The sequence below is a fragment of the Staphylococcus piscifermentans genome (assembly GCF_900186985.1).
GTDB lineage: Bacteria > Bacillota > Bacilli > Staphylococcales > Staphylococcaceae > Staphylococcus > Staphylococcus piscifermentans.
Window position 1 is genome coordinate 390,376 of sequence record NZ_LT906447.1, and the last position, 15,154, is coordinate 405,529.

The 15,154-nt window shown below is 41.3% G+C and carries 2 protein-coding genes and 1 riboswitch; both genes read left to right on the forward strand.

Going from position 1 to position 15,154, the window contains the following annotated elements:
• The first annotated feature begins 212 nt into the window (after nt 1-212).
• Nucleotides 213-13,661, forward strand: coding sequence for a G5 domain-containing protein (locus CKV71_RS01630; protein ID WP_095103135.1), 13,449 nt, complete (start codon nt 213-215; stop codon nt 13,659-13,661).
• Nucleotides 13,662-13,907: 246 nt separating this feature from the next.
• A riboswitch (SAM riboswitch) is annotated at nt 13,908-14,021 on the forward strand.
• A 115-nt stretch (nt 14,022-14,136) separates the two neighbouring features.
• A complete protein-coding gene (locus CKV71_RS01635; protein ID WP_095103137.1) occupies nt 14,137-15,153 on the forward strand; it encodes a methionine ABC transporter ATP-binding protein in 1,017 nt (338 codons plus the stop codon).
• Nucleotide 15,154: the final 1 nt, after the last annotated feature.

Here is a 15,154-nt window from a genome sequence, read left to right on the forward strand (position 1 = left end):
TAAAAAGAGTTTTACAAAATTTGGGAGTAGATAAAGCGTAAAGACAATGTTAAAGCTAAAAATATTATAAATTTTAGAGAAAATTAAGTGTTACTATACATTTAACCTCAAAACTTTGTTACAATGGTTTCGTGCGACTATATATAGAAAAATATTTACTTTATCATAAAATAAAGTAGCGTGGTACAACTTAGAAAACATGGAGGACACCAATGAAATCACGTAATAACAAACGTCTAGACTTCTTGCCGAATATTCACAATAAGTATTCTATACGTAAATTCACTGTAGGTACGGCGTCAATTTTGTTAGGTACAACTTTGATATTCGGTTTGAATCAAGATGCAGATGCTGCAGAAAATGAGAACAATGCTGAAGCGACACAAACTTCGAACGTCTCTAATGATGCCATTTCGAATAATCAAACATCTGCGACTGAGGAAGACGTATCAGAACAACTTGTCAAAGAGCAACCTAGCACACAAACAACAACAGCTTCTGAACCTGCAAATGCACAAGTATCTGAAGCTCAAACAAGTACAAATTCCACAGAGCCGCATGTAGGAAAAGAGAAAGAAGAGGAAGCTGTTTCTGTTGAAAACATCAGAAATACAGTCTCTGAAAACAAAGAGAACGAGCAACATAACACAAATACTGACCCAGCAAAACAGGAAGCGACACCACAAACAGCTGAACAATCTTCAGAACCGACGCGTTTAAATTTAAATAACGTATCAGAAAACCCTGTAGATTTTGCAGAAATAAATAATGGCGCAAAAGCTCCTGTAGAATTTGTTCATCAATATGGACAGTCAGCGAACAAAGAAGAATTCGTTCGTCAACAACTTGCTGAAAATTATAATTCAGAGGATATAGAAGGCATCTTGAGTAAACTGCATGTAGATTATAATACTATATCAGCAGAAGATTTATTCCAAGATATTTTACGAGCAGGTATTGAATATGCAAATGAGCAAACATCTAAATACACTGTTTATGCAGTACGTTCTATGCCGGATGACGCCACATTCTCAACTAGATCTATAGATGATATAGAACCTACCGTTTATCCTATCGGAAATCCAAATACAACTTCTAACGTAAAACTTCCTAAAAACGGAACTTCTGCAGAAATAATTGGGGCATTAAAAACAGATATTAGTGTACCTGCTTCTGGGATTACTGTAACAGGGAACGGTAAAACTTATGCTGGTCAAAAACCAGCCCATTACACATTTAATGTAACGCCAGACAAGCAACATAACGTTGTAAAAGTTACTGTTAAATATTACGCAACAGCTGGTACAGGCGATCACTATGCAGATATGGGTGGCTTAAAACTTGGAAGCGGTTATATCAAAATTGATTCAATACAATATAACTTTATACAATTAGGAACAGGCACTAGAGGTGGTAAACCAGTAGTTATTACTAGCTCGATGAAACCGGGATTAGTGAAACCGGGTTACCCAGAAGGTTTTGCTATGGATAATAGACCAGCTCTTACGGATACAATGATTCAAAATGGTGGATATGGACTTTTAGAGTTTAGTCTTCCTGTGAAAGATTGGGATGGAGATCTTAGTATCGAGGCGTTCCCGATGATGTATTCACAAACTACGCCATATGCTCATCCCGTTAATCCATTTTCTACTGAAAACTATTTTAATGATAAAGGGCAAGTTATTTTAGATGTAAATCCAGATGTAAATATCAAACAAACTGTTAAAAAAGTGACAGAACCTATTCCTTTTGACGTTGAGTACATTAATACTAAAGATTTAGATGCAGGGCAGCAACGAGTTAAAACAGAAGGACATCCTGGTACTAAAGAATTTACACGAAGCGATATAACTTATAAAGACGTTTTAATTAGCAGAGCACAAGACGATGAAAAAATAACAGAACAACCTGTTAACAAAATTGTGGAGTTAGGTATTGGAAATATTGAGGTTAGTATACCGTTAGAACCGCCTGTTATAGACCCTCAACTTTCCGGAGCACAAACTATTACGGGTTCAACTGAGCCGTTTGCTGCCGTAGATATTAAAGTAGGTAATCAAACTTATCATACAACAGCAGATAATAATGGAGACTTTTCTCAAAATTTAGATACTCCTTTGAAAGAAGCAGACAGAATTTCTGCTATTGCTAGAAAAGATGGAAAAACTAGTAAACCAGGTAAAGAAATCGTACCTAGAGATGGACGACCAGTTGAGTTGGAAACAACAACTACACGCGGTAATAATCTGGGCAAACCAGGCACTTGGGTAACACTTACTGATAAATCGAATGGCAAAGAAATTAGTCGTTTCTTCGTGCCAGATGGGGAAGCTGGAGCACAAGGTGTGAAGGGTGACAAAGGAGATAAAGGAGAACGTGGTGACAAAGGTCCCCGAGGAGAAAAAGGACGAGACGGAGATGATGGTGAAAAAGGAGACCCAGGTGAACAAGGACCAGCAGGAACTTCAGTATACATTGCTGGTACTAATGCTATGCCGAATGGCAATATTCAAGTTAATTTTAGTGATGGGACCGATATCGTTGTTCCTAAAGGAGATAAAGGTGATCAAGGCGAAAAAGGTTCAAAAGGTGACGCATTAAAAATTACAAAAATAGAAGACTTACCTAATGGAGATAAAAAATTAACATTTAGTGATGGAAAAAGCACTACTATTCCAAAAGGAAATAAAGGAGAAGACGGTAAATCAGTAAAAGTCCAGGGTTACAGAATTACTCCAACAGGTTCTGTGGTAACTTTTACTGATGGTGCAGAAGTCACAGTTCCAATGGGACCAAAAGGCGACAAAGGTGATACGGGAGCGACAGGCGCTCAAGGTCCTAAAGGTGATACGGGAGCGCAGGGACCAAAAGGAGATCTCGGAGACACTGGAGCCCAAGGTCCACGTGGAGAACAAGGCCCTAAGGGTGATAAAGGAGACACTGGAGCAGCTGGTAAAGATGCCAAACCATTAACGGTTACTGGTGAAAGCAAAGACGCAGCAGGCAACACAGTCGTTAACTTCAGCGATGGTTCACATGTCACAATTTCAAAAGGAGACAAAGGCGACCGTGGTGAAACTGGTGCTGCTGGCGCTCAAGGTGCTAAAGGTGAAACTGGAGCAACAGGTCAAAAAGGTGATAAAGGTGATTCTATCTCTATTACAAGTATCACGCCGCAATCTAATGGAGATACGAAAGTAGTCTTTTCAGATGGTAAAGAACTTAATATTCCTAAAGGGGCCAAAGGTGATAAAGGCCAAGATGCCGCACCGTTAACTGTAACTGAAACAACTAAAGATACAGCAGGCAATACAGTCGTGCATTTCAGTGATGGCAAAACAGCTACTGTTTCAAAAGGTGATACTGGCGCAACAGGTGCAACCGGTGCTCAAGGTCCTAAAGGAGATAAGGGCGATGCAGGACAAAATGCCGCTCCATTAACTGTCACTGGTGAAAGAAAAGACGCGGCAGGTAATACGGTCGTCAGCTTCAGTGATGGTTCAACTGCTACCATCTCTAAAGGCGATAAAGGCGAGACTGGTGCTGCGGGAGCTAAAGGCGATTCTATCACTGTTAAGAGTGTAGAACCTCAAGCAAACGGAGACGTTAAAGTAGTCTTTTCAGATGGTAAGGAAGTCAACATTCCTAAAGGAGCCAAAGGTGATAAAGGCCAAGACGCCGCACCGTTAACAGTTACAAGTACTACTAAAGATAAAGACGGTAACACTGTCGTACACTTCAGTGACGGCAAGACTGCGACAGTTTCAAAAGGTGATACTGGGGCAGCCGGTAAAGATGCAAAACCTTTAACTGTCACTGGTGAAACTAAAGATAATAACGGCAATACAGTTGTAAGATTCAGCGACGGTACTTCAATCACTGTCAATAAAGGTGATCGTGGTGAAGCTGGCGCTAAAGGTGAAAAAGGTGACCGAGGCGAAAACGGTACTTCTATTGCCATAGATAAAATTGAAACATTGCCGACAGGTGCAACTAAAGTGACTTTCTCTGACGGCAAATCATTTGAAATTCCAAAAGGAAACGATGGTACATCTGTTACAATTACTGAAACTAAAACGCTTCCTAATGGCAATAAACAAGTGACTTTCTCTGATGGCAAAACTCTTGAAATTCCAAAAGGAGACAAAGGTGACACTGGAGCTAAAGGCGCAGATGCCAAACCTTTAACAGTACTTGGAGAAACAAAAGATGGCAATGGCAACACTGTAGTTAATTTTAGTGATGGTTCAACTGCTACCATCTCTAAAGGCGATAAAGGCGACACAGGTGCTAAAGGTGAAACGGGCGACTCAATTACTATAAAAAGTATTACACCGCAAGCCAATGGCGATACAAAAGTAGTCTTCTCAGATGGTAAAGAACTTACTATTCCTAAAGGTGAGAAAGGCGACAAAGGAGACGCTGGAGCTAAAGGTGCTGATGCTGCTCCGTTAACTGTTCAAAGCACTGACAAAGACCAAGACGGCAATACTGTAATCCACTTCAGTGATGGCCAAACAGCTACTGTTTCTAAAGGAGACAAAGGAGATAAAGGCGATACTGGAGCAACAGGCGCAGCAGGTCAAGACGCCGCACCATTAACTGTAACTAACACAACAAAAGATAAAGATGGCAATACAGTCGTACACTTCAGCGATAACTCAACAGCTACTATCTCTAAAGGAGATAAAGGAGAGGCTGGTCAAACAGGTGCTGCAGGAGCTAAAGGCGATAAAGGCGACAAAGGTGATTCTATTACTATTGCAAGTGTGACACCGCAAGTCAATGGCGATACTAAAGTAGTCTTTTCAGATGGTAAAGAATTAACGATTCCTAAAGGTGCAAAAGGCGAAAAAGGCCAAGATGCTCAACCATTGACAGTCACAAGCACTAATAAAGACGCAGACGGCAATACTGTAATCCACTTCAGCGACGGACAAACAGCTACTGTTTCTAAAGGAGACAAAGGAGATAAAGGCGATACTGGAGCAGCAGGTGCAAACGGTCAAGATGGTCAGTCAGTTACGATAACATCAACAACAACTGAACCGAATGGCGATACGAAAGTGACATTTAGCGATGGACATGTCATTACAATACCAAAAGGTAAAGACGGCAAATCTGTAACAGTAGACAGTTCTGCTCCTGATAAAGACGGCAACATGGTTATTCACTTTAGCGATGGAAGCAATGCAACTATCCCTAAAGGTGCAAAAGGTGAACGTGGTGAAACAGGTGCAGCTGGAAAAGATGCAACACCATTAACAGTTGTAAACACTGATAAAGATGTAAACGGTAATACGGTTGTGCATTTCAGTGACGGTTCGCAAGCTGTTATCTCTAAAGGAGACAAAGGCGAAAAAGGTGACGCTGGAATTGCAGGTAAAGACGCCGCACCATTAACTGTAACTAACACAACAAAAGACAACGATGGCAACACAGTCGTACACTTCAGTGATGGTCAAACAGCCACTGTTTCTAAAGGCGACAAAGGAGATACTGGAGCTGCAGGCGCGACAGGTAAAGATGGTAAGTCTATCACTATTGCAAGCATTGAACCACAAGACAATGGCGACACTAAGGTCACATTCTCAGACGGTCAATCTATTAATGTACCAAAAGGCAAAGATGGAAAATCTGTTACTATCACGAACACAGAAACACTTCCAAATGGTAATAAACAAGTTACATTCTCAGATGGAAAAACACTTGAAATTCCAAAAGGAGACAAAGGCGATCGCGGTGAAACTGGTGCTGCAGGAGCTCAAGGAGCAGCCGGTCAAAATGGAACTTCAATCACAATTGATAAAACAGAAGAAACACCAGCCGGTACAAAAGTAACATTCAGTGATGGTAAATCAATCACAGTTCCAAAAGGCGCAGATGGAAAATCGATTACGGTTAAATCATCAGAACCTAATGCAGACGGCGATATTGTTGTCACATTCAGCGATGATTCACATGTCACTATTCCTAAAGGCGCTAAAGGCGACACTGGTGCAGCAGGTCCAGCTGGAAAAGATGGTGCTTCAATCACGATTACAAGCACAGAAACTACACCAGAAGGTAACACGAAAGTCAACTTCTCAGATGGACATTCAATTACTATTAATAAAGGTGATGCTGGTGCAGCCGGTACGAATGGTAAAGATGGAACTTCAGTTACTATTACTTCAAGTAAAGTACTTGATAATGGCGATAATGAAGTCACATTCTCAGATGGAACTAAGATTACAATTCCAAAAGGCGCGAAAGGTGATAAAGGTGATGCAGGAAATTCAATCACCGTTCAAGACACACAACCTTTAGCCAATGGAGACATTGAAGTTACATTCTCAGATGGTAAGAAAGTCACTATTCCTAAAGGCGCTAAAGGAGATCAAGGTGAAAAAGGTGCAGATGCAACACCGTTAACTGTTCAAAGCACTGATAAAGACCAAGACGGCAACACGGTAATCCACTTTAGTGACGGCGGAACTGCGACAATTTCTAAAGGTGATAAAGGTGACGCTGGTGCAAAAGGCGCAGACGGTACATCCGTAACAGTAGATCAAATTAATAAATTGCCGAATGGTGATTCTGAAGTAGTCTTCAGTGATGGTAAGAAAGTGACTATCCCTAAAGGCGACAAAGGTGATGCAGGTCAAAATGCTGCTCCACTCACAGTTACAGGCTCTGAAAAAGATGCAGATGGAAACACTGTCATCCACTTCAGCGATGGTACTACAGCGACTGTTGCAAAAGGAGATAAAGGAGAACAAGGTCTGCAAGGTGTTCCAGGTGAAGCGGGCGCTAAAGGTGACAAAGGTGACTCAATCACTATTACAAGTATTACACCTCAAGATAATGGCGATACAAAAGTAGTCTTTTCAGATGGTAAAGAAGTCACAATACCAAAAGGTGCGAAAGGTGATACAGGCGCAGCTGGCAAAGAAGCCGCACCGCTTACAGTCACTGGTTCTGAAAAAGACGCAGACGGCAACACAATTGTCCACTTCAGCGATAATTCGCAAGCTGTTATCTCTAAAGGAGATAAAGGTGATACTGGGGCAGCTGGAGCAAACGGTAAAGATGGTCAATCTATTACAGTTCAAAATGTAGCTCCAGATAAAGATGGCAACACAGAAGTATCATTCTCAGATGGTTCTAAAGTTGTCATTCCGAAAGCTAAAGACGGCGTGAATGGTACAGATGGCAAATCCATCACTATCGCAAGTACAGAGACAACACCAGAAGGTAATTCAAAAGTCACATTCTCAGATGGTACTTCAATTACTATTGCCAAAGGAGATAAAGGCGACAAAGGTGAAGCAGGTAAAGATGCAACACCATTGACAGTTACTGGTACATCTCAAGATCCGGACGGCAATACGGTGCTTAATTTCAGCGATGGTTCTCATGCAACAGTAGCTAAAGGCAAAGACGGCGTTGCTGGAAAAGATGGTAAGTCAATTACGATTACTGATACAGCTGTTCAACCGGATGGTTCAACAAAACTTACATTCAGCGACGGTCATGAAGTTATTATTCCAAAAGGAGAGAAAGGCGACACAGGAGCTCAAGGTGAGGCCGGTAAAGATGGTACATCAGTAACCATTACAAATACTGAAACAACACCTGATGGCGCTACTAAAGTTAACTTCTCAGACGGTAAATCGATTACTATTCCTAAAGGACAGGACGGCACATCAGTCACAGTACAAGGTTCTGCTCCTGATGCAGATGGTAATACAGTGGTGACATTCTCAGATGGTAAAACTGTCACAATTCCAAAAGGTGCGAAAGGTGATAAAGGCGATACTGGAGCCCAAGGTGCAGCAGGAAAAGACGCAACACCATTAACGATAACAGGATCAGCACAAACACCAGACGGCAATACTGAAGTAACCTTCTCAGACGGCACTAAAGTCGTGATTCCGAAAGCTAAAGACGGTGTGAACGGTCTTGATGGTAAATCCATCACTGTGACCGGCAGCGAAGCTCAGCCTGATGGTTCGACGAAAGTAACTTTCAGTGATGGACGTGAAATTGTGATTCCAAAAGGGGAAAAAGGCGATGCAGGTCAAAACGGTAAATCGATTACTGTAGATAGTTCTGCTCCAGATGCTGATGGCAATACAGTTGTCAATTTCTCAGACGGTTCTAAAGTTGTGATTCCGAAAGCACAAGATGGTGTGGCTGGAAAAGATGGAAAATCTATTACTATCCAAAATACTGAAACAACACCTGAAGGTAATACAAAAGTTAACTTCTCAGATGGCACATCGATTACAATCGCTAAAGGAGAAAAAGGCGACAAAGGTGCAACTGGCGCTCAAGGAGCAGCGGGTCAAAACGGTACAGATGGCAAATCCATTACTGTTCAAAGTGTCCAACCTGATAAAGACGGCAATACAGAAGTAACGTTCTCAGACGGTTCTAAAGTTGTCATTCCGAAAGCTCAAGATGGCGCAGCAGGACAAGACGGCACATCTATTACAATCACTGATACAGTAGTACAACCTGATGGTTCAACAAAAGTAACATTTAGTGACGGTCATGAAATCGTGATTCCAAAAGGCGCTAAAGGTGATACAGGAGCAGCTGGCCAAAACGGTCAAGATGGTCAATCTATTACTGTCGCAAAAGTAGAACCGCAAACAAACGGTGATACAAAAGTAACCTTCTCAGACGGCAAAGAAGTCACAATTCCTAAAGGAGCACAAGGTGAAGCCGGACAAAATGGCACAGATGCGAAACCATTAACAATCACAGGAACAACGCAAACTCCTGATGGCAACACCGAAGTATCATTCTCAGATGGTACAAAAGTCGTTATCCCTAAAGGTGCGAAAGGCGATAAAGGCGACGCAGGAGCAGCTGGTACAGCCGGCCAATCTATTACTGTCCAAAGCACTGAAAAAACACCAGAAGGCGATACGAAAGTAACGTTCTCAGATGGTACTTCAGTTACAATCGCTAAAGGAGATAAAGGTGAAACTGGCGCTCAAGGAGCAGCTGGTCAAAACGGACAAGATGGTCAGTCTGTCACTGTTGCAAAAGTAGAACCGCAACCGAACGGCGATACTAAAGTCACATTCTCAGACGGCAAAGAAGTCACAATTCCTAAAGGAGAAAAAGGCGACAAAGGTGATACAGGAGCAGCTGGTGCAGATGGCGCATCTGTTACAGTCCAATCTTCTGAAACACAACCAGACGGCAGTACCAAAGTAGTCTTTTCAGATGGTCACGAAATTACAATTCCAAAAGCGCAAGACGGTAAATCAATCACAGTTGATAAAACTGAACCAAATGCTGATGGCAACATAGTTGTAACCTTCTCAGACGGTTCATCAGTGACGATACCAAAAGGTGCGAAAGGTGATACAGGCGCTCAAGGTGAAGCTGGTAAAAATGCAGAACCACTTACAGTTAAAGGTTCAACACAAACACCAGATGGTAACACAGAAGTGACTTTCTCAGATGGCTCTAAAGTAGTCATTCCGAAAGCCAAAGACGGAGTAGATGGTAAGTCAATTACTGTACAACGCACTGAGACAACACCAGACGGCGATACGAAAGTAACGTTCACAGATGGTACTTCAATTACTGTAGCCAAAGGTGCGAAAGGCGATAAAGGTGAGACTGGAGCTCAAGGAGCAGCCGGTCAAAATGGTACAGACGGCAAATCAATCACTGTTCAAAGTGTTCAACCTGATAAAGATGGCAATACTGAAGTTACATTCAGTGACGGCTCTAAAGTAGTTATCCCGAAAGCCAAAGATGCCGTAAATGGTATTGATGGTAAATCTATTACGATTACTAATACAGCAGTACAACCTGATGGTACAACGAAAGTAACATTTAGTGATGGTCATGAAGTCGTGCTTCCGAAAGGCGCGAAAGGTGACGCCGGTGCAGATGGTCAATCAGTCACTGTCGCAAAAGTAGAACCGCAACCAAACGGCGATACAAAAGTGACATTCTCAGACGGCAAAGAAGTCACAATTCCTAAAGGAGAAAAAGGCGACAAAGGTGATAACGGAGCCCAAGGTGAAGCAGGCGCTGCCGGTAAAGACGGTCAATCAATTACTATCACAGGAACAACTCAAACTCCTGAAGGCAACACAGAAGTATCGTTCTCAGATGGTACAAAAGTCGTTATCCCTAAAGGTGCGAAAGGCGATAAAGGCGACAAAGGTGAAGCAGGCCGCTCAATCACAGTTCAAAGTACTGAAACAACACCAGAAGGCAATACAAAAGTAACGTTCTCAGATGGTACATCTGTCACAGTCGCTAAAGGTGATAAAGGTGAAACTGGCGCTCAAGGAGCAGCCGGTCAAAACGGCGCAGATGGTCAATCTGTTACTGTTGCGAAAGTAGAACCGCAACCGAACGGTGATACTAAAGTCACATTCTCAGACGGCAAAGAAGTTACAATTCCTAAAGGAGAAAAAGGAGACAAAGGTGAAACTGGAGCCCAAGGTGAAGCAGGTCAAAATGGTATAGATGCGAAACCATTAACAGTCACAGAATCTAAGCAAACACCAAATGGCGATACAGAAGTAACATTTAGCGACGGTACAAAAGTCACTATTCCAAAAGCACAAGATGGAAAATCAATTACAATTGATAAAACCGAACCAGATGCAAATGGAAATACAGTCGTAACTTTCTCTGACGGCAGCACAATTACAATTCCTAAAGGTGCGAAAGGAGATAAAGGTGATAACGGTGAAACTGGTACGCCAGGTACTTCAGTCACTGTAGCTAAAGTAGAACCGCAACCAGATGGTTCAACTAAAGTTACCTTCTCAGACGGCAAAGAAGCTGTCATCCCTAAAGGGGAAAAAGGCGATACAGGAGCCCAAGGTGAAGCAGGCCAAAATGGTAAAGATGGAAAATCAATTACTGTTCAAAGTACAACTCCAGATGCAGACGGCAATACGGTGGTAACCTTCTCAGATGGATCTAAAGTCGTTCTTCCAAAAGCCAAAGATGGTGTGAACGGTAAAGACGGTGTATCAATCACAGTTCAAAGTACCGAAACAACACCTGAAGGCAACACGAAAGTAACATTCTCAGATGGTCATGAAATCACAATCGCGAAAGGCGACAAAGGTGATAAAGGTGATAAAGGTGATTCAGTCACTGTTGCCAAAGTAGAACCGCAACCAAACGGTGATACTAAAGTCACATTCTCAGACGGTAAAGAACTTGTAATTCCTAAAGGAGAAAAAGGTGACGCAGGTAAAGACGGTGTAGACGGTAAAGATGCTGCGCCACTTACAGTAACAAGTACTGAAAAAGATGCAGACGGCAATACAGTCATCCACTTCAGCGATGGCGGCACAGCTGTTATCTCTAAAGGAGATAAAGGAGCAGATGGTCAATCAATCACTGTTCAAAATGTAGCACCGGACGCAGACGGCAACACTGAAGTAACCTTCTCAGATGGTTCTAAAGTTACAATTCCAAAAGCCAAAGATGGTGTGGACGGCAAATCAATCACTGTTACTGGTACCGAAACATTGCCAAGCGGAGATGTTAAAGTCACATTCAGCGATGGACATGAAATCATCGTACCTAAAGGCGCGAAAGGCGATGCTGGAGATTCTGTAACTATCGTTAAAACAACTAAAGATCCAGATGGCAACACAGTAGTTTCATTCAGTGATGGAAGCAGCGTTACAATTCCTAAAGGAGAAAAAGGCGACAAGGGAGATAAAGGTAACGACGGTACTTCTGTAACTATTACAGGAACTGAAGTACAACCAGATGGTTCAACAAAAGTGACATTCTCAGACGGTCGTGAAATCAATATTCCTAAAGGTTTAGACGGTAAATCAGTTACTATTACTAAAGCTGAACCAGATGCAGATGGTAATACAGTTATCGACTTCAGTGACGGTTCTAAAGTGACTGTACCAAAAGGAAAAGATGGTGTAGACGGCAAATCAATTACTATCACTAACACTGAAAACTTGCCAAATGGCGATGTGAAAGTGACATTCAGTGATGGCCATGAAGTCGTAGTGCCTAAAGGTGATAAAGGAGCAGATGGTCAATCTATCACAATTACTTCTTCTGCGGTACAACCTGACGGTAATACGAAAGTGGTCTTCAGCGATGGACATGAAATTGTTGTACCTAAAGGTCAAGATGGTAAATCAATTTCAATCGTTTCAACAGCTAAAGATCCAGCCGGTAACACAGTTGTCGAATTCAGCGATGGTACTTCAGTTACAATTGCTAAAGGCGACAAAGGTGAACAAGGATTAAATGGTAAAGATGGTCGTGACGGTCAAGACGGTAAATCAATTACAGTAACTGGCCAAACTATTGATCCAGATGGTAATACGAAAGTCACATTCAATGATGGCAAATCAATCACTGTACCGAAAGGCAAAGACGGTAAAGACGGTAAAGATGGTAAGTCAATCACAATTACTGGCCAAGCTTTGGATCCTAACGGTAATACGAAAGTGACATTTAGTGATGGACACGAAATTACAATTCCAAAAGGTAAAGATGGCGTTTCAGTTACTGTGAAAGATTCGCATCAAGATAAAGATGGCAACACAGTTGTCGAATTCAGCGACGGTAATACGATTACAGTCTTGAAAGGCAAAGATGGCAAAGACGGTAAAGATGGTCAATCAATCACTGTAACAGGTCAAAAAGTAGATCCTAATGGTAATACGATTGTGGTCTTCAGTGATGGCAGAGAAATTACAATTCCAAAAGGAAAAGATGGCGTATCTGTTACTGTTAAAGATTCACACCAAGATAAAGACGGTAATACTGTCGTCGAATTCAGCGATGGAAATACAATCACTATCTTGAAAGGTAAAGACGGTAAAGATGGTCGCGACGGTGTTAATGGTCGCGATGGCAGAGACGGCAGAAATGGTAGAGATGGACGTGACGGCCGTGATGGCAGAGATGCTCAACCAACAGCACCTGTTTATATCGTAAATAATTACATTGACCAATATAATACAAACGTTATTGTATTTAGTAATGGTCATCGTATCGAAATTCCATGCGATGAATATGGTAATGCGATAGTAATTATTGGATATAACCACGATGTGAAAGGTAATGTAGTATTACAATGTGCAGATAAAACTAAAATTATCGTACCTTGTCATAAACCTGAAACACCGAAAGTTACGATTCCAATGATTCCATTGGTGCCAGCAACACCAAGTGTACCGGAACCAATTAAACCAGGACCGATTACACCAGATCCGATTAAACCGGAACCGATTACACCGGATCCAATTAAACCAAGTCAACCGGATACACCACCGAACAAAGAGTGTCATATTGATACACCAGTTGTACCAGATCAAAATACAACACCAGAGGATTCTCAAACGACTCCACCAGTAACAGACACTCACACACCTGTTGCAAACCATGGTGATAGTCATAAAGTTGTAAATCCAGAACCAAAGCATCAACCAGAAGTAAAAACAACGACAAAAGTTTCAACAACAAATAAAGTAGCTACTCAACCAAGCACAGCGAAACCAGAAAAAACACAACCAAAAGCAAAAGTATTACCAAATACAGGCGCTGACGATACAGCACCAATGCTTTACGGTACTATCTTTGCTGGCTTAGGAACTGCAATGATGTTTGGTATGAAACGCCGTAAAAATCAAAAATAAATAAGTTTTCTTCAAATTAAGAACCAGGCCACCGTGCCTGGTTCTTTTTTAATTTTGAAAAGAGAAAAATATACGGATAAATGAACTGATTTTGAATAGTTTTACTATTGAGATGAAAGTTGTAAACGCTTACGGGCTCTAGAGTTTAGAATTAAGTTGAAATTAACAATTTTCTAAAAATTAATGTTGACTTTTTCACTCAGTAATGTAATATATGGGATATAAATAAATGAACTGAATACATAACTCTTATCCAGAGAGGTGGAGGGACAGGCCCTATGAAACCTCGGCAGCAGGATCGAGATCGTAACAAGTCGATTACTGTGCCAATTCCTACAGCAAATGCTGTAAAGATGAGACGAGCCGAATTATTCCGAGGACTTGTTTCATTGTCCCCGGAATTTTTATTTTTCAAAATAAAAGTCAAAATAGAGGCAAAATTCATTCATTTCAAAATATCAGAGGGGGCTAACCTATGATTGAGTTCAAGGATGTGAGTAAAACATTCCATAAGCGCTCAACAGAAATTCAAGCTTTAAAGGATGTCAGTTTTACTGTTGAACGACAAGAAATCTACGGTGTTATTGGCTACAGCGGTGCAGGTAAGAGTACTTTAATCCGTTTAGTAAATAAACTTGAGAATGTAACATCTGGTGAGGTCGTTGTCGATGGACATCAAATAGATCAATACAGCAAGAAAGAATTGCGTAAAGTTAAGAAGAATATCGGAATGATATTCCAGCATTTCAACTTGCTGAATTCAAAAACGGTATTTAATAATGTGGCAATGCCGCTGATTTTGGAAGGCAAGAGTAAAAAATACATAAAAGAGAAAGTAGATGAAATGTTAGAGTTCGTCGGACTTGGTGATAAAGGTTCGCAATATCCGAATGAACTTTCTGGTGGTCAGAAACAAAGAGTAGCTATTGCCAGAGCACTTGTCACGGATCCTCAAATTTTATTATGTGATGAAGCTACAAGTGCACTCGATCCAGCTACTACGGACTCTATCTTGCGACTCTTAAAGCGTGTTAATGAAACATTTGAAGTAACGATTTTATTGATTACCCACGAGATGAGCGTGATACAAAAGATTTGCGATAAAGTTGCCGTTATGGAACAAGGGCGCGTCATTGAAAAAGGCACTGTATTAGATGTCTTCAGTCATCCGAAAACTGAAACAGCGAAGAACTTCGTTTCTACAGTTATCAGTACAGATATCAGTGAGAAGATGATTCATCAATTACCGACAGATGCGAATTATCAAGATGTGAAAGTTTATATGGAAGGCGCTCAATTAGGATTGTCTGTCATTCAAACATTAATCAAAGACTTTAATTTAGAAGTGAATGTCATTTATGCTTCGATGTCGGATATTCAGGACACTTCAGTCGGTTATTTAACTTTGCGCATTAAAGGGACTGACGAAGAGAAACATCGCGCATATGATTACTTGAAACAACATCACATCGAATATGAGGAGGTCGGATAAT